This is a genomic window from Pararhizobium sp. LjRoot255 (assembly GCF_964252905.1).
Classification (GTDB): Bacteria; Pseudomonadota; Alphaproteobacteria; order Rhizobiales; family Rhizobiaceae; genus Pararhizobium.
On sequence record NZ_CAXUPQ020000001.1, the window covers coordinates 1,077,168 to 1,094,118 of the forward strand.

Sequence of the window (16,951 nt, forward strand, 5' to 3'; positions counted from 1 at the left end):
TTACCTCCGGATTCGAAAAATCAGTTCCAGCCGCGCATCAGCGCCGCGTCTGCGGCAAGCTCGGCCATGAAGGCACGCTGTTGCCGCAACACTTCTATCGCTGTGTCGCGCGTGGTGGCCTCAAATCGTAACCGCGCCCCCACCGGTGCCTGTGCCAGTTTCCAGAGGTCCGCCTCGATGACGTTGGCGATCTTCGGATAGCCGCCGCAGGTATTGGCCTCGGTAAGCTGAATGATCGGCTGGCCGTTCGGCGGGACCTGCACCGTACCGGGCATGATGCCGTGCGAGAAAAGCTCCAGCTTGCGGGTAAGCGCAAGATCCGGCCCGCTGAGGCGGTAGCCCATCCGGTTGGCGTCGTTGGTGATCAGCCAGTCGGTTTCATGAAATTTCGACAGCGCTTCGCCCGTGAAGGCCGCATATTCCGCGCTCGGCAGGACGCGCAGGAGTATCGCCTCGTCGTTTTCCGTCGCAAACCCGCGCAGCGCCGACACATCCGCGCCGTAGCCGCCTTCCATCCTCAACACTCTGCGAGACGTCCCGGCAAGCGCCAGCCGGTCGCCTCGGTGCAACCCGCGGCCCTCAAATCCGCCGAAAACGCTCTTGAGATCGGTGGAACGCGAGCCGAGCACAAGCGGCACGTCGATACCGCCCTGGAAGGCGATGACGGCGCGGGCGCCGGAGCGCGGCAGGCCGAGCTTCAGCACCTCGCCCGCCTTGGCATTCATCGCCCACCAGCCGGGAACCTGCCGATCATCGAGCTTTGCCGGGCAATCGGCGCCGGCCACGGCGAAAACCGTGTCGGCCTCGAACCGCAACCGGAAGGGAAACAGCGCCACCTCGATGCCGGCCGCGCCTTTGTCGTTCCCAACCAGCAGGTTGGCGATTTCGAGCGCCGGGGCATCCATCATGCCGGAGCGTCCGACGCCGGCATTGAGATAGCCGGTACGCCCGAGGTCCTGAACGGAATTGACCGCGCCGGTCGACAGGATTTCGATCATGCCCTGACCTCGATCACACGGAAGCGGATGCGGTCGCCCGGCTTGCAGGCCGACGGCGGATCGCGCAGCGGGTCGAACAACGGCACCTCTGTCTTGCCGATGATGTGCCAGCCGGAGGGCGCCGTGCAGGGCATGATGCCGGCCTGGGCGCCGCCGATGATGACCGAGCCGACCTTCACTTTCATACGCGGGACAGCACGGCGCGGCATGGCGAGCTTCGGATCAAGCCCGGAGAGATAGACGAAACCCGGCATCGCCCCGACGGCCGCCACCGAGTAGACCGCCTCCGAATGCCTGCGCACCACCTCATCGACCGTCAGCCCGGCATGTTCCGCGAGAGGGACCAGGTCCTCGCCATCTGGCCCACCATAAACAACGGGGATATCGACATCCCGGCTAACAACCGCATCCGGCACCACCGTTCGCCAGGCATCGAGAAGTTGATGCTCGATGGTGGCTGGCGGGATCAGGAGCGGATCGAACACGATCATCAGGTTGTTCATTCCCGGTACGGTCTCGGCCACGCCTTTGATGGCCAGCATCTTCGCCGCAACTGCCCAGATTCGCGATTGAACATCGTCCGAAAAAACGGCATCGGCAGCGTCGAGCAGGATCGCCCCCGCGCCTTGCGTACTCAATCTGGGAGAGACAACTTCGGTCACCTGAGAAAATCCACTGAACGAAATCCAATCTGACTACTGATATATCAGCTTTATGGTCTTGCCTAGCCACTATCGGGTTGAGCGGTTCAAGCGTGATGTTCACTCTGCCCGCTGTGCCCCACGCATGTCGCGGTAATTTGACGGGAGGCTTGCGCAACCCGTCAACCGTCCTTCGCGACCACCGAGCGGCGCATCCTGACATTTCCCTCGTGCGCGACATAGGCTAGGATCGACTTGGCCCCGATCACCCAACAGCTGGAAAAAGCCTTGAACACCAAACCCTTGAGCGTCGATCTGAATTCCGACATGGCCGAAGGCTTCGGAGCCTACCGGATGGGTGACGATGATGCGATCCTGAACGTCGTCACCTCGGCCAATATCGCCTGCGGCTTTCATGGTGGCGATCCGGAGATCATGGCGACGACCTTTGCGCTGGCGAAGGAGCGCGGCGTCGCTGTCGGTGCCCATCCCGGCTTTCCCGATCTCTGGGGTTTCGGCCGCCGCAACATTCCCTTCACCGCCGGCGAGATCGAGCGGCTGGTCGCCTACCAGATCGGCGCGGCGCAGGCAATGTCGGCCTATGCCGGCCATCCGATCACGCATGTGAAGACGCATGGTGCGCTCGGCAACCTGACCCAGCAGAACGCCGAGGTGGCGATGGCCGTCAACCGCGCCATCAAGGCGGTCGATCCGTCCCTCGTCTGCCTCGTCATCGCGCTCGGCCACCAGCAGCGGCAGGCCAACGAGATGGGGCTGAAGACGGCATCCGAAATCTTCGCCGACCGGGCCTATACGGAAGAAGGTTATCTGGTCGATCGCAAGATCGCCGGCTCGGTGATCCACGACCCCGCCGAGGCCGCAGCCCGCGTCATCCGCATGGTCCGCACTGGTGCCATCGAGACCATCACCGGCAAGAGCATCGCGACCCCGATCGATTCGATCTGCGTTCACAGCGATACGCCGGCCGCCGTCACCATCGCGGCGACCGTCCGGCGCGGCCTTGAGGCAAACGGTATCGCGGTAAAGAACTTCCTTTCCTGATCCCTCCCGAAACGAGACACTCATGGACCTCGACCTCATCGAACGGCTGATGCGCCTTCTGGAAAAATCCAGCGTCAACGAATTGGAACTGACGGAAAACGGCACCCGCATCCGCCTGTCCAAGACGGTTGCAGCGCCCCGGCCAAGCGCTTCCAGCGCTGCGTCTTCGTCGGCCGGAACTCACGCGGACGCGACCGCCTCCGCCTCCGCGGCCGGACCGAAAGAACATGTCATCGCCGCCGGTTTGCCCGGCACCTTCTACCGCTCGCCGCTGCCTGGTGAAGCGCCCTTCGTCGAGGTCGGCGCCCTTGTCGAGGACGGCCACAAGCTTGCCATCATCGAGGCCATGAAGATGATGAACCCGGTGGAGGCCGACTGCGCCGGCCGGGTCACCGCAATCCATGTAGCAGACGGCGCGTCGGTCACCGCGGGAATGCCGCTGATGACGATCGAAAAGACCGTGTGAGCGATGCAAAGCGAAGACATCCAAAGGGTGATCGCACTGATGAAGCGGCACGGAATTGCCGCCTTCGACTACGAGCACGGATCCGTCCGGCTTCATTTGACGCTGGGTGCCGGTGCAACAGACGCCGCGACAGTGGCGCCTGACCCGGCCGGCCCGTCAACTCCCGACACGATCCGCTCGCCCGGCGTCGGCATTGTTCTCCACGCTCATCCGGCAAATGCGGGTCCGGCGCCGGCGCTGCCGCGAAAGGCTACGAAAGGCGAGGTCGTTGCCTACATCAAGACGGGCCTGACACTGCGTTGCGTTCTTGCCACGAGGGATTGCCGCATTCACCGCGCTCTCGCCGCTGAAGGGACCGGCGTCGGCTATGGCGACGCGCTGTTTGAAGTCGCGCCCGTGATTGAATAGTCCCAATTATGTTGCTTGACGCGCGCTCCTACCGCAGCCAGCTTGATGGCGCGCATTAGTAATAATGGACTTACCAATATGACGAAACTGATCGTCTTCACCGACCTGCATATGGTGCCCGAGGGCACGTCGATCATCGGGCTTGATCCGTTCCAGCGGCTGTCCGCCGGCATCGCGCACGTCAATCGCTATCACCCCGATGCGGACCGGGTAATCGTCATGGGCGATCTGGCGCACCAGGCTGACCGGCCGTCCTATGAGCGGCTCAAGGGTCTACTGGACCAGTTGACCGCGCCGCTCGCCATCACCGTCGGCAATCATGACCGGCGCGACATCTTCCTCGACGTTTTCCCCGATGTCGCGCAGGACACGGACGGTTTCGTGCAGCAGACCATCGATTTTGCCGATTGCCGCGTCGTACTGCTCGATACGCTGTTTGCGCCGCCTTACGACTATCCGCGCAGTCATGCCGGCTTTCTCTGCACCAAGCGCCTCGCCTGGCTCGACCGGCAGCTGGAAACGGCCGGCGACCGGCCGGTGCTGCTCTTCATGCATCACCCGCCGCACGCGACCGGCTTTACCGGCATGGACCTGATGCGCCTGATCAACGAGGTGGACTTCTACGACGTGGTCAAGCGCCACGGCAATGTGCTGCATATCTTTGCCGGCCATGTGCACCGGACGATTTCCGGCTCCAGCCGCGGCATCCCCTTCTCCGTTTTCAAGAGCCCGGTGCACCAGCAACCCATGCCCTTCGACGCGCCGGACGTCTCCCTCTCCGTCGACGAACCCGCCGCCTACGGCATCGCCGTCATGACCGATACGGGCGTTCTGGTGCATACGGAAGACTACGAGATCGCGGTTCGGGAAGCAGTGGTTGCTTGATTTTTCATCTTCTCCCCAGCGGGGAGAAGTGCCGAGTGAAACGAGGCGATGAGAGGTAGTTCGGCACATTCGGAGTTTGTGATTCCCCCTCATCCGGCGCGCAGCCTGTCCTCGGGCTTGCCGAAGGCAAGACACGGGGGCGCCACCTTCTCCCCGAGAAGAGGAAGGCCGCAGCCTTCCGCCTTTCCCCGATTCCATGCTACCCTACGCGTCATGACCCTTACCGTTCCCAACGAAGATTTCGACTGCCAGAGTTGCGGCGCCTGTTGCAGCTATTCCGAAGATTGGCCACGGTTTTCGCTGGAGACGGACGAGGAACTGGACCGCATTCCGGCTGAATATGTTTCCGCCGATCTCGGCGGCATGCGCTGCGAGGACAATCGCTGTTCGGCGCTTGACGGTAAGCTCGGCGTTCACGTCGGCTGCAGGATTTATGCCCTGCGGCCTATCGTTTGCCGCACCTGCATGCCGGGCGACGATGAGTGTCTGATGGCACGCCATAAGCTGTCGCAGAAAGTCATGCTCTGAGTTCTGATCGTCCGGCATGTCTCGAGTTACGCCGTATAGTCCACCGCTTCAACGGCTATATTTGGTGAAACATTCACAGAAGCCGCTAGTTTACCGGATGGATATCCGGAAGCCTCTGTCCTATTTTGTGCCCAGGATTTAAGGGCGCTCCGCGCCATTTTCGAGGGACGAGATCGATGAACCAGCCGCAGCCGCAGAAGACGCCGCAGACCGCCCCCCTGCCCTTCGAAAACTTCGCGCCGCCGATCGCCACGCAGACGACGCTTCGGCAAGCGATCACTGCCGCCTACCGCCGCCCAGAAACCGAATGCCTGCCTCCGCTGGTCGAGGCCGCGACGTTGCCGGACGATATCCGTGCCCGCGCCAAGGCCACCGCCCGCAAGCTGATCGCAGCACTGCGCGCCAAGCACAAGGGCTCCGGCGTCGAGGGGTTGGTGCATGAATATTCGCTGTCGAGCCAGGAAGGCGTGGCGCTGATGTGCCTGGCCGAGGCGCTGTTGCGTATTCCCGACACCGCGACCCGTGACGCGCTGATCCGCGACAAGATCGCCGACGGCGACTGGCGCTCGCATATAGGCGGCGGCCGCTCCCTCTTCGTCAATGCCGCCACCTGGGGCCTCGTCGTCACCGGCAAGCTGACCGCCACCGTCAACGACCGCAGCCTCTCCGCCGCACTCAGCCGTCTGATCGCGCGGGCCGGCGAACCGGTGATCCGCCGTGGTGTCGACATGGCGATGCGGATGATGGGCGAGCAGTTCGTCACCGGCGAAACCATCGAGGAGGCGCTGAAGCGCTCGCGGCCGCTCGAAGCCCGCGGCTTCCGCTATTCCTACGACATGCTCGGCGAGGCCGCGACCACGGCAGCCGACGCCAAGCGCTACTATACCGACTATGAAAACGCCATCCACGCCATCGGCAAGGCATCGAACGGCCGCGGCATCCATGAAGGCCCTGGAATCTCGATCAAGCTGTCGGCCCTGCATCCTCGCTATAGCCGCGCGCAAGCCGCCCGTGTCATGAGCGAACTCCTGCCGAAGGTGAAGGCGCTGGCGGCGATCGCCAAGCGCTACGACATCGGCCTCAATATCGATGCAGAGGAAGCCGACCGGCTGGAGCTTTCGCTTGACCTGCTCGAAGCGCTGCGCCTCGATCCGGATCTTTCCGGCTGGAACGGCATGGGCTTCGTCGTCCAGGCCTATGGAAAGCGATGCCCCTTCGTGCTCGATTTCATCATCGATCTCGCGCGCCGTTCAGGCCACCGGATGATGGTGCGCCTCGTCAAGGGCGCCTATTGGGACGCCGAGATCAAGCGTGCCCAGGTCGACGGCCTCGACGATTTTCCGGTCTATACCCGCAAGATCTATACCGACATCTCCTATATCGCCTGCGCGAAGAAGCTGCTGGCCGCAATCGACGTGATCTTCCCGCAGTTCGCCACCCACAATGCGCAGTCGCTCGCGACGATCTATGAAATGGCCGGGCATGACTTCAGGGTCGGCGACTACGAGTTCCAGTGCCTGCACGGCATGGGTGAACCGCTTTATGACGAGGTGGTCGGCAAGGCCAATCTTAACCGCCCGGCCCGCATCTATGCGCCGGTCGGAACGCATGAGACGCTGCTTGCCTATCTGGTGCGCCGCCTCCTGGAAAACGGCGCCAACTCCTCCTTCGTCAACCGCATCGCCGATCCGGCCGTGTCCATCGACGAGCTGATCGCCGACCCGGTCGATGTTATCAGCGCCATGCCGGTGATCGGCGCGCCGCATGACCAGATCAAGCGACCGGCCGATCTCTATGGCGGGCGTCAAAACTCCGCCGGTCTCGACCTTTCCAACGAGGCGTCGCTATCAATGTTGTCCGATACATTGAAGGCGAGCGCCGCGATCGAGTGGACGGCCGCCCCGCAACTCGGATCACAGACCCTGCGCGGCGAAAGCCGGACCGTGCTCAATCCCGGCGACCATCGCGACACGGTCGGCTCGGTCATCGAAACCGCCGAGGACGATGCCCGCCGTGCCGTCCACATTGCCCTTGCCGAAGGCGCGAAGTGGAGAAGCGTGTTGCCGGCCGAGCGCGCTCGACACCTGGTGCGCGCCGCCGATCTGATGCAGGCGCGCATGCCGACACTGCTCGGCCTGATCGTCCGCGAGGCCGGAAAATCGCTGCCGAACGCCATTGCCGAGGTGCGCGAGGCGATCGATTTCCTGCGCTATTACGCCGAACAGGCGACCCGCACGCTCGGCCCGGCACATCAGGCCCTTGGGCCCATCGTCTGCATCAGCCCATGGAACTTTCCCCTGGCGATCTTCACCGGGCAGATCGCCGCGGCACTCGTCGCCGGCAATCCGGTGCTGGCCAAGCCAGCGGAAGAAACGCCGCTGATTGCGGCCGAAGGCGTGCGTCTCCTGCATGAGGCGGGCATTCCGCCGGAAGCCTTGCAACTGCTTCCGGGCGACGGCCGCGTGGGAGCTGCCCTCGTTGGTGCAGAGAATATCGCGGGGGTCATGTTCACCGGCTCGACGGAAGTCGCCCGGCTCATCCAGGCCCAGCTTGCCGATCGCCTGTCGCCTTCCGGCCGGCCGATCCCGCTGATTGCCGAAACCGGCGGCCAAAACGCGATGATCGTTGACTCGTCGGCGCTGGCCGAGCAGGTCGTCGGCGACGTCATCGCGTCGGCCTTTGACAGCGCCGGCCAGCGCTGCTCGGCGCTGCGCGTGCTGTGCCTGCAGGATGATGTCGCCGACCGCGTTCTCACCATGCTGAAGGGTGCCCTGCATGAACTCGATATCGGCCGCACCGACCGGCTTTCAGTCGATGTCGGCCCGGTGATCAACGCCGAAGCCAAGGGTATCATCGAGAAGCATGTCGAGGCCATGTCCAGCCTCGGCGCCAAGGTCGAGCAGATCGCGCTTTCGCCGGCCACTGCCGAGGGTACCTTCGTGCCGCCGACGATCATCGAACTGAAGCAACTTTCCGACCTGAAGCGCGAGGTCTTCGGCCCGGTCCTGCATGTCCTGCGCTACGAACGCGATGATCTCGACCGGCTGATCGACGATATCAACGCGACCGGCTACGGCCTCACCTTCGGTCTGCACACCCGCCTCGACGAAACCATTGCCCATGTCACGTCCCGCGTGAAGGCCGGTAATCTCTACGTCAACCGCAACATCATCGGCGCTGTGGTCGGCGTGCAACCCTTCGGCGGGCGGGGCCTGTCAGGCACAGGTCCGAAGGCCGGCGGCCCGCTCTATCTCGGCCGCCTGGTCACGGTGCCGCCGGTTCCGCCGCAGCACAGCTCCGTGCACACTGACCCGGTATTGCTCGATTTCGCCAAATGGCTGGATGGCAAGGGCCTCAAGACCCAGGCGCAGGCCGCGCGCGAGACGGGCAGCCAGTCGGCACTGGGCCTGACAACCGAGCTTGCCGGCCCGGTGGGCGAGCGAAATCTCTACGCGCTGCATCCGCGCGGGCGCATTCTGCTCGTGCCGGAGACTGCGGATGGCCTCTACCGCCAGTTGGCCGCTGTGCTTGCCACCGGCAACAATGCCGTCATCGACATGGCATCCGGCCTCAAGAACGCCTTGACCGTGCTACCGGCCACGGTCTCGGCCCGGATTTCCTTCACCTCTAACTGGAAGGCGGATGCTCCATTTGCCGGGGCACTGACCGAAGGCGATGCGGACCGTATTCGCGCCGTCAACAAACAGATCGCCGCCCTGCCCGGTCCGCTGGTCCTCGTCCAGGCGGCGTCAACGGAGGAGCTTGCCCGCAATCCCGATGCCTATTGCCTGAACTGGCTGCTGGAAGAAATCTCGACCAGCATCAACACCGCGGCGGCAGGCGGCAATGCGAGCCTGATGTCGATCGGGTAGGAGGACGGCGCAGACGCGCCGCCAGACTGCCGGTAGCCCGTGAAAAACGGCTGTTTGACGAAGCGGACATCCCATTCTCCGTCGTCCTCGCCCTTGTGGCGGGGATCCAGCGGCGCCGCGTCTGCGGCGCGGAAGACTCTGCTGATCAGATACTGAAAAGGTTCTCTCACCGCGCAGACGCGCGGTGGCTGGATCCCCGCCACAAGGGCGAGGACGAGGACGAGGGAGGATGGGGAGCGTCCGCTGGAAATGACATTCTCTTGGCATCAAGCCTTCCGATGCGGTATCACCGCGCAAACGGATCCGGCGAATGTTTACGCTTCAGCGCATCACAACCCACACGCAGGAAATCAAGAAGAGCCGCTTCCTGGCCATCTGCGGCCCCGTCGCGAACGAGGACGAGGCGAGGGATTTCATCACGCGACATTCCGACCCCACGGCCACCCACAACTGCTGGGCCTTTCGCATCGGCCAGACCTATCGCTTCAACGATGCCGGCGAACCGAGCGGCACGGCCGGAAAGCCGATCCTGCAGGCGATCGACGGCCAGTCGCTCGATCATATCGTAGCCCTCGTTGTCCGCTGGTTCGGCGGCACGCTGCTCGGCAGCGGCGGCCTCATTCGCGCCTATGGCGGCACGGCGGCGATGTGCCTGCGCGCGGCGGAAAAGACAGAGGTGATCGAAACCATCGGTGGCACCGTCGCTTGCGAATTTGCCGACCTTTCTCTCATCAAAGCCCGGCTTGTCGGCATGGGCGTGACGATCGCTTCCGAGACCTTTACCGGCACAGGGGCAGAGCTTGCGTTGCAGGTCCCCAAAGGCAGCTGCCAAACCGCCTCGGCCGTCATCCTCGACCTCAGCCGCGGCAGGGCAGCTCTCATCTTGGAAGACTGACTTATGCTTACGCGGGAAAGCCATTTAACACATTGAAAATAATTCAGATTTCTCCACATTTGCACCGGTCCGGAAAGATTGAACGCTGGCCCCTCCGTCATATTCGGGATAGAAACAGCAGGTAAACAACGAAACCGGTCCTGTTTGGACGGATTTGAGAGCGGCGCGCGGCCGTCTGGCAAGGAATCACCCATGAAAAACAGAATCCTGGGGCGCACCGGCGCCACTATTTCCGAAATCGGCTTCGGCGCGTGGCAGATCGGCGGCGCCTGGGGCGATGTTTCCGAGGAAGACGGCAAGCGCGCCCTGAACGCCGCGCTCGATGCCGGCGTCACCTTCGTCGACACCGCCGACGTCTATGGCGACGGCCGCTCGGAAAAGATCATTGCCTCGGTCCTCAAGGAACGCGGCGGCCAAAAACCCTTCGTCGCCACCAAGGCCGGACGCCGGCTCAATCCGCATGTGGCCGACGGTTACACCGCCGCCAATGTCGAGGCCTTCATCGACCGCAGCCTCACCAATCTCGGTGTCGAGACGCTCGATCTCGTCCAGTTGCATTGCCCGCCGACGGAGGTCTTCTACCGGCCGGAACTGTTCAGCGCGCTGGACGGTCTCGTCGTCAAGGGCAAAATCCGCAACTACGGCGTCTCCGTCTCCACCGTCGAGGAGGGGTTGAAGGCGATCGAATATCCGGGCGTCGCGACGATCCAGATCATCTACAACATCTTCCGCCAGCGCCCGCACGATCTTTTCTTCGAACAGGCGCAGAGGAGGAATGTCGGCATTATCGTCCGCGTGCCGCTGGCTTCCGGGCTGCTCTCCGGCAAGATCACCGCCGACACCAGGTTCGCCGATGACGACCATCGCAAATTCAACCGCCACGGCGAGTTCTTCGATGTCGGCGAGACTTTTGCCGGCGTACCGCTCGAGGTCGCACTCGAGGCTGTCGAACAGGTGCGGCCGCTGGTGCCACAGGGTATTTCCATGGCGCAGTTCGCGCTCGCCTGGATCCTCAAGAGCGCCGCCGTCTCCGTCGTCATCCCCGGCGCCCGCAATGAGGCGCAGGCGCGGGCAAATGCCGCGGCAAGCGATGTTCCCGCGATCCCCGAGGAAAAGATGGCGGAACTTGCCGATATCTATGAGCGTTTGATCAAGGTTCACGTTCACCAGAAATGGTGATGAACAACGCCGTGCCGGGATTTTGGCGCGGCTTTCCCGTGTGGTCGAGGTGCAGCCTATGAACGATGCCTATCGTCTCTCCCGCTTCATCGAGGCGCAGGAACCGGTCTATGAAACGGTTCTTCGCGAACTGGAACACGGCCGCAAGGAAAGCCATTGGATGTGGTTCATCTTTCCGCAGATCGCCGGCCTCGGCCATTCGCCGACCGCGCTGCGGTTTGCCATTTCCTCGCTGGACGAAGCCCGCGCCTATCTGGCGCATCCGCTGCTCGGCAGCCGCCTGATCCAGTGCACGCGCACCATCAACGCGGTGCGCAACCGCACCGCGCACCAGATCTTCGGCTCGCCCGACGACATGAAGCTGCGCTCGTCGATGACCCTGTTTCGGCAAGCGGCAAACGATCCCGAGCCGTTCAAGACTGCGATCGAGCGCTACTTCGACGGTAAAGCGGATCCTTTGACATTGGACATCCTTGGCGGAGGTTAGCGCGCCGCGCGTCAAATCCTTCCCGCCCGGTTCCTGCGAAAGTATTTTGTCAGCGGCTTGCCGAGGTTTTGCCGAAAGGCAAGCACCAGATGGAGGAGGAAAGCCATGTCGCTCAAGGGAAAGGTGGCGCTGGTCGCGGGTGCGACGCGCGGTGGCGGACGCGGCATTGCCGTGGAGCTCGGAGCGGCAGGCGCCACCGTCTACGTCACCGGGCGAACGACACACGCCGAACAGTCGGAGTATCGCCGGCCCGAAACGATCGAGGAAACCGCCGAACTGGTGACCGCAGCTGGCGGCAAAGGCATCCCTGTCCAGGCCGATCATCTCGATGCCGGCGCGGTCAAACGGCTCGTCGAGCGCATCGGCCAAGAACAGGCGCGGCTCGACATTCTCGTCAACGACATCTGGGGCGGGGAAAATCTGTTCGAATGGAACAAGCCGGTCTGGGACCACAATCTCGAAAACGGCCTCAAAATGCTGCGCCTCGGCATCGACACGCATCTGATCACCGCCCATCACGCGCTGCCGTTGATGATCGAGCGCCCCGGCGGGCTGCTGGTCGAGGTGACGGACGGCACCGCCGAATACAATGCCGGCCACTACAGGCTTTCGCCCTTCTACGATCTCGCCAAGGTGGCTGCCAATCGCATGGCCTTCGCCCACGCCAGGGACCTTGCCCCCTACGGCGCAACGGCCATCTCCATCACGCCCGGCTGGATGCGCTCGGAAATGATGCTGGGACACTACAATGTCAGTGAAGACAACTGGCGCGACGCGACGCAAATGCAGCCGCATTTCGTCATCTCCGAAACACCCCGCTTCCTCGGTCGCGCCGTAGCCGCGCTCGCCGCCGACCCGGACAAGGCACGCTGGAACGGCCAGTCGGTCTCAAGCGGCGGGCTCGCCCAGATCTACGGCTTCACCGATCTCGACGGCTCGCGCCCGGACTGCTGGCGCTATATGGATGAGGTGATGGATCCGGGCAAACCCGCGGATGCGACGGGGTACCGGTGAGACGGGAGATCAAGGCCGCAACCGGCAATACGCGGCTCGGCGGGTCACATGCGAAAGACATCATCAAACAAACGCGGCATTGATATGGTTTTTGCGTCGTATTGAATACGCTGCGCCAAATGTTCGATCGTGGAAAAGAAATGGCGCACCCGAAGAGATTCGAACTCCTGACCCCCAGATTCGTAGTCTGGTGCTCTATCCAGCTGAGCTACGGGTGCGTGGCACTGCGGTGATCACCGCTTGCGTGGCGATCCTCTAAAACGTCCAACCGGGGAATGCAAGCGAATTTCCGCAAAAAGAATCTTTTTTGCGCCGCAATATCGATATCACCTTGAAAAAACGGTGAAATTCTCTTTGACGGCTGTCATTGCCTTGTCATTTTCGGCCGATCAGCGCCGGACGGCGCTCTTTCCGATCAGGGCCGGGCCTTGGAGCGGAAGGCGTCGAGCGGCACTGGACGATCGGGCAGTTCGATGCGGAAGAGCGTTCCAGGCGCCGGCTTTTCGACGAGCGCGATGGTGCCGCCATGGGCAAGCACCAGTTCACGGGCGATCGCCAATCCGAGCCCCGTGCCGCCCGAGCGGGCCGAGCCGCGGAAGGCGGCGAACAGGTTTTCGCGCGCCTTCGGCGGCATGCCGGGGCCGGTATCATCGACGGAGATGCTGACGACGCCGCCGGTGCGCATCGCCGAGACGGTGATGGTGCGGGGAGAGCCGGCCTCGCCCGGATCGTTCGTCAGCGCCTGCACGGCATTGCGGCAGATATTGTGGACGACGCGGAACAACTGCTCGCTGTCGGCATCGACCAGCACGTCGTCCGGTACCTGGATGCGGAAATCGATGCCGGCATTCGGGTCGATCGCCAGCATTTCGGCAACGTCGCTGACCAGCGGCCGGAGCCTGACGAAACGCCGATGCGGCGCCGGCTCGGTCGTGCGGCCGTAGGAGAGCACCTCGGTCGTATAGCCGACGGCGCGGTCGATGGTGCGCAGCAGCGTCGGGGCGAAGCGCTTGACGATCGGATCGTCGACATCGGCCAGCCGGTCCGAGATCAATTGCGCCGACGACAGGATGTTGCGCATGTCGTGGTTGATCTTCGACACGGCAAGGCCGAGATCGGCGAGGTTCTTCTGCTGCTTCAGGGTCTTCTGCAACTGCCGCTGCATGGCCGCCAGATGCTGGCCGGCAACCGAAAGCTCGTCTTCTCCGGGCGACGGCGCCAGCACACGGGCGGAATCGGCGGGGTCGGCCGAAAAGTCCTGCATGTTGGCGGTCATCCGGCGGATCGGCGCTATCATCAGGCGGCGGATCGCGAGGAAAATCAGCGTGGCGGTGAACAGCGAAATCGCCAGCGAGAGGAAGAACACGTTGCGCGAATAGACCAGCATCGCCTTGCGCAAGCTCGCGTCCTCCATCACCACCTCGATGATCGCATCGCTTTCTCCGATGGGACCGTAGATCCGCACCACCTTGTCGCCGCCGAACAGCAGCGTGTCGAAGGCGTCGCGGATGGCGGCAAGCGGCGTCATCGCCGCAACGTCGTATTGCGCGTCGACTTCCGGCGGCATGTCTTCGGCTGCGATCAGCCGCGATTCGCCCTTGCGGCGAAGCACGATCGCCTTCGTGCCGGTCGCCATCAGGGTTTCTTCCTGCAGCGGACGGGAGAGCTGCACATCCTGGAGGCCGTCGACCACCACGCCGGCCGCAGCCGCCGTGTTGAGCCTGTCTTCGAGCCAGCGGATGCGCATATTGGCGACGGAGGGCACGAAGATCAGCACTTCGGCAAGCATGACGAAAGATACCGTAAGGAGCAGCAGCCTGCCGGAAAGCCCGCGAAAGAAGCCGGTGCGCCGTGGTGGCTTCTGCAAGGCTGTGGCCCCTGTCTTTTCTGCCGTCATGTTCATGCGATCCCGCCGCTCACCCCCCAAACGCCGCAGCAGCCGCATGACGGCCCGGACGAACGGCTTATGTTTCAGAAGTGTATAATAGGCGATGACCGCCCGTTTTCCAATCTCCGTCATGGTCGGATAGGATGGCCCGGCTCGAATGCCGCAAGCGGCTGGCCAGGACCGGCGGCCAGATATGGATCATCTTGCGGCCGCTGCACCTTGGACAGGCAAGAGTCCCGCGGCGATGGCAGCTCGCCGCGGGATTTTTGTTTAGAACCCTAGTGTGAACCGGATCAGAATTCTTCCCAGTTGTCCTTCGAAACGGCGGCGTTCGCCGAGCCGCCGCCGAAGGCGCGGGCGACGGTGCCGAGCATCTTGCGGGCCGGTGAGGCAACCGGACGGGCATTTTCCCGGACCGGTGCGACGGCCCTGAGCGCCGGCGCGTCGTTGAGCCTGAAGTGCGCGATCAGCCGGGCAAGGTTGTCGGTTTCCGCCGAGAGCTTGTGGGTCGCGGCGTTGGCTTCCTCCACCATGGCGGCGTTCTGCTGCGTTACCTGGTCCATCTGGTTGATGGCGATGCTGACTTCGCTGAGACCCGTCGACTGTTCGCGGGCAGCCGTCGCGATCGAGTGTATATGGTCGTTGATCTTCAACACCCGCGTTTCGATCTGGCCGAGAACCTGGCCGGTCTCCTGCACGAGCTTGACGCCGGTTGCGACTTCCGAGCCGGATTTGGCGATCAGCCCCTTGATGTCCTTGGCAGCGCTGGCGGCGCGCTGGGCAAGCTCGCGGACCTCCTGTGCGACTACGGCAAAACCCTTGCCCGCATCGCCGGCACGGGCCGCCTCGACACCGGCATTGAGCGCCAGAAGATTGGTCTGGAAGGCAATCTCGTCGATGACATTGGTGATCTGGCCGATTTCGCTGGAGGCCTGCTCGATACGACCCATGGCTTCGACCGCATTGCGCACCACTTCGCCGGATTGGGCAGCACTCTGCTTAGCCTCGGTGACCATGACGGTCGCCTCCTGGGCACGGTCGGTGGAATTGCGGACGGCGACGGTGATTTCGTCCAGTGCCGCCGAGGTCTCCTCGAGCGAGGCAGCCTGCTGTTCGGTACGCTTTGCCAGGTCGTCGGCGGCGGAGCGCAGTTCGGTCGAGTTGCCGTTGATCGTATCGGCCGTGGTGCGGATTTCGCGCAGCGTGTTCTGCAGGCTGGACAGCGTATCGTTGACGTTCTGCTGCAACTCGGCGAAGGCGCCGTGAAAGGTGCCGTCCATGTGTTGCGTCAGGTCTCCGGCAGCGAGGCTGGCGATCACGCGGCGGGTCTCGTTGATGCCGCTATCGACGCTGCCGACCAGTTCGTTGACGCTGGAGGTGAAACGATTGAGATCGGTATTGCCATAGTCCTTGTTGATGCGCTGGGTGAAATCGCCGGCGGCGGCGGCGGCAACGACCACGGCGATGCTCGACTGCAGGTCGGCGCTCTTTTCGCGCAACGCGGTTTCCTGGGCGTTGAGTTCGCGCACGGCAAGACCATTGCGCTTGAAGACTTCGACGGCGCTGGCCATTTCGCCGATTTCGTCCTTGCGGCCGGCAAAGGGCACGTCGGCATCGAGATCGCCCTCGGCGAGCCGCTTCATCGTATCCGTCAGCTTGATGATCGGCTGGCTCAGTTCCCTCGTGCCGATGTGGAAGGCCGTACCGAGACCGGCGGCAAGACCGATGCCGGCTGTCAAAAGAACGATCAGGGTCATCTGCCTTTCGATGGCGCTCAAGTCCGCCTGGATTTCCTCCAGCGCGGCGCGGTCCGTTTCGACGACGGCGTCGATCTCGGCCTGGAACGCCTTGCGGTTGGCGCGGTTGAGTTCGTTATTGCCCTGTTCGTTGGCAGCCTGCGGCGAGACTTCCTGGCTGAGGCGCGCCGTCTCGGCGCGGAACGTGCGGAATTCGGCGGCGCGCGTGACCACGGCCTCGAACGCCGGCAGATCTTCCTGCGGGACGAGAGGCCGCCAATCGGCGAGAAGTGTATCGATCTTGCCGAGGTTCTTCATCAGGCCTTCGGCGAAGGACTTGGATTTTTCCACGGTCGGAGCTGCATAGATGCCGCGCGATTCCATGACCACCGCAGTCACCAGGCGGTTCAGGCGTTCGCCGTTAAAGGCGCGATCCGAGGCGTTGTCGAACTGGACGAGCCTTGCGTTATATTGCGTGACTACAGTCAGCGCCATGCCCGTCACGGCGAGCGTGATCAGGCTCATCACGCCGACAATGAGATAGATCTTGCCTCGAATTTTCATGCGACATATCTCCTTGGAGCCGGCACAGGCCTGAAAGCGTAAGGGCTCGTTTATATGCGGGAACACTAAGACAGATATGATTAACGAAACGCCTCCCTAACCAGTAGAATTCTAGGGGTTTCGGTTTAGGAACTTCTTCATGGTCTTTACATTACGATCGCCCAAACTTCAATCATTGGTTGATATTACGGCCACGCTTCGCGCAGCAAACCATTCGTCCCGGTGCGCCCGAAGACAGGCAAATCCCAGCTTTTCCACGGCGGCAATTGACTTTCGCGCGTCTTTGCTCTTATAAGCCGCCCACGTCCGGACAGGTCCCCTTGCCCTG

General features: G+C 63.1%; 14 protein-coding genes and 1 tRNA gene. 10 read left to right on the forward strand and 5 right to left on the reverse strand.

The genetic code is table 11. The features are described 5' to 3' along the window. Positions 1–20: 20 nt before the first annotated feature. Both ACSQ2W_RS05340 and pxpB read right to left on the reverse strand, forming a co-directional pair. Complete coding sequence (locus ACSQ2W_RS05340) at positions 21–998, reverse strand: biotin-dependent carboxyltransferase family protein (RefSeq protein ID WP_436085329.1); 978 nt, start codon at positions 996–998, stop codon at positions 21–23. Next, positions 995–1,660 (reverse strand): 5-oxoprolinase subunit PxpB, encoded by a 666-nt coding sequence (gene pxpB, locus ACSQ2W_RS05345; RefSeq protein WP_436085330.1) that lies wholly within the window; start codon positions 1,658–1,660, stop codon positions 995–997. The genes ACSQ2W_RS05340 and pxpB overlap by 4 nt, the downstream gene beginning before the upstream one ends. Before the next feature lie 267 nt (positions 1,661–1,927). Between pxpB and ACSQ2W_RS05350 the strand changes: the two genes are divergently transcribed. The 10 genes from ACSQ2W_RS05350 (at position 1,928) to ACSQ2W_RS05395 (ending at position 12,435) form a co-directional block, all read left to right on the forward strand. Next, entirely contained in the window at positions 1,928–2,701 is a 774-nt protein-coding gene (locus tag ACSQ2W_RS05350; protein ID WP_436085331.1) for a LamB/YcsF family protein, read from the forward strand. 22 nt (positions 2,702–2,723) lie between these two features. Then, a complete protein-coding gene (locus ACSQ2W_RS05355; RefSeq protein ID WP_436085332.1) occupies positions 2,724–3,167 on the forward strand; it encodes an acetyl-CoA carboxylase biotin carboxyl carrier protein in 444 nt (147 codons plus the stop codon). A gap of 39 nt (positions 3,168–3,206) precedes the next feature. Continuing rightward, positions 3,207–3,575, forward strand: a complete 369-nt coding sequence (locus tag ACSQ2W_RS05360; protein ID WP_436085333.1) for a hypothetical protein — start codon at positions 3,207–3,209, stop codon at positions 3,573–3,575. Between the two features lie 78 nt (positions 3,576–3,653). Next, positions 3,654–4,460, forward strand: a complete 807-nt coding sequence (spdA, locus tag ACSQ2W_RS05365) for a 2', 3'cyclic nucleotide phosphodiesterase SpdA (RefSeq protein WP_436085334.1) — start codon at positions 3,654–3,656, stop codon at positions 4,458–4,460. 213 nt (positions 4,461–4,673) lie between these two features. Then, on the forward strand, positions 4,674–4,988 hold the full coding sequence (locus tag ACSQ2W_RS05370; protein ID WP_436085335.1) for a YkgJ family cysteine cluster protein: 315 nt from the start codon (positions 4,674–4,676) through the stop codon (positions 4,986–4,988). A gap of 176 nt (positions 4,989–5,164) precedes the next feature. Further along, positions 5,165–8,860: a trifunctional transcriptional regulator/proline dehydrogenase/L-glutamate gamma-semialdehyde dehydrogenase gene (gene putA / locus ACSQ2W_RS05375; RefSeq protein WP_436085336.1), complete on the forward strand. Its 3,696-nt coding sequence runs from the start codon at positions 5,165–5,167 to the stop codon at positions 8,858–8,860. A gap of 310 nt (positions 8,861–9,170) precedes the next feature. Next, complete coding sequence (locus ACSQ2W_RS05380) at positions 9,171–9,755, forward strand: IMPACT family protein (protein ID WP_436085337.1); 585 nt, start codon at positions 9,171–9,173, stop codon at positions 9,753–9,755. Positions 9,756–9,947: 192 nt separating this feature from the next. Further along, entirely contained in the window at positions 9,948–10,934 is a 987-nt protein-coding gene (locus tag ACSQ2W_RS05385; protein WP_436085338.1) for an aldo/keto reductase, read from the forward strand. A gap of 58 nt (positions 10,935–10,992) precedes the next feature. Then, the gene (locus ACSQ2W_RS05390; RefSeq protein ID WP_436085339.1) at positions 10,993–11,421 is read left to right on the forward strand and encodes a DUF1810 domain-containing protein; all 429 of its coding nucleotides are present in this window, start codon (positions 10,993–10,995) and stop codon (positions 11,419–11,421) included. Between the two features lie 105 nt (positions 11,422–11,526). Next, the gene (locus ACSQ2W_RS05395) at positions 11,527–12,435 is read left to right on the forward strand and encodes an SDR family oxidoreductase (RefSeq protein WP_436082778.1); all 909 of its coding nucleotides are present in this window, start codon (positions 11,527–11,529) and stop codon (positions 12,433–12,435) included. A gap of 141 nt (positions 12,436–12,576) precedes the next feature. Here ACSQ2W_RS05395 and ACSQ2W_RS05400 read toward each other — a convergent pair. The 3 genes from ACSQ2W_RS05400 to ACSQ2W_RS05410 form a co-directional block, all read right to left on the reverse strand. After that, positions 12,577–12,653, reverse strand: a tRNA-Arg gene (locus tag ACSQ2W_RS05400). Positions 12,654–12,850: 197 nt separating this feature from the next. Next, the gene (locus tag ACSQ2W_RS05405) at positions 12,851–14,332 is read right to left on the reverse strand and encodes a sensor histidine kinase (RefSeq protein ID WP_436087680.1); all 1,482 of its coding nucleotides are present in this window, start codon (positions 14,330–14,332) and stop codon (positions 12,851–12,853) included. 284 nt (positions 14,333–14,616) lie between these two features. Then, a complete protein-coding gene (locus tag ACSQ2W_RS05410; protein WP_436085340.1) occupies positions 14,617–16,623 on the reverse strand; it encodes a methyl-accepting chemotaxis protein in 2,007 nt (668 codons plus the stop codon). Positions 16,624–16,951 lie beyond the last annotated feature (328 nt).

Coding starts and splice junctions, on each gene's coding strand:
- ACSQ2W_RS05340 (WP_436085329.1), bottom strand. CDS start 998: ATGATCGAAATCCTGTCGACCGGCGCGGTCAATTCCGTTCAGGACCTC.
- ACSQ2W_RS05355 (WP_436085332.1), top strand. CDS start 2,724: ATGGACCTCGACCTCATCGAACGGCTGATGCGCCTTCTGGAAAAATCC.
- ACSQ2W_RS05360 (WP_436085333.1), top strand. CDS start 3,207: ATGAAGCGGCACGGAATTGCCGCCTTCGACTACGAGCACGGATCCGTC.
- spdA (WP_436085334.1), top strand. CDS start 3,654: ATGACGAAACTGATCGTCTTCACCGACCTGCATATGGTGCCCGAGGGC.
- ACSQ2W_RS05370 (WP_436085335.1), top strand. CDS start 4,674: ATGACCCTTACCGTTCCCAACGAAGATTTCGACTGCCAGAGTTGCGGC.
- putA (WP_436085336.1), top strand. CDS start 5,165: ATGAACCAGCCGCAGCCGCAGAAGACGCCGCAGACCGCCCCCCTGCCC.
- ACSQ2W_RS05380 (WP_436085337.1), top strand. CDS start 9,171: ATGTTTACGCTTCAGCGCATCACAACCCACACGCAGGAAATCAAGAAG.
- ACSQ2W_RS05385 (WP_436085338.1), top strand. CDS start 9,948: ATGAAAAACAGAATCCTGGGGCGCACCGGCGCCACTATTTCCGAAATC.
- ACSQ2W_RS05390 (WP_436085339.1), top strand. CDS start 10,993: ATGAACGATGCCTATCGTCTCTCCCGCTTCATCGAGGCGCAGGAACCG.
- ACSQ2W_RS05395 (WP_436082778.1), top strand. CDS start 11,527: ATGTCGCTCAAGGGAAAGGTGGCGCTGGTCGCGGGTGCGACGCGCGGT.
- ACSQ2W_RS05405 (WP_436087680.1), bottom strand. CDS start 14,332: ATGACGGCAGAAAAGACAGGGGCCACAGCCTTGCAGAAGCCACCACGG.
- ACSQ2W_RS05410 (WP_436085340.1), bottom strand. CDS start 16,623: ATGAAAATTCGAGGCAAGATCTATCTCATTGTCGGCGTGATGAGCCTG.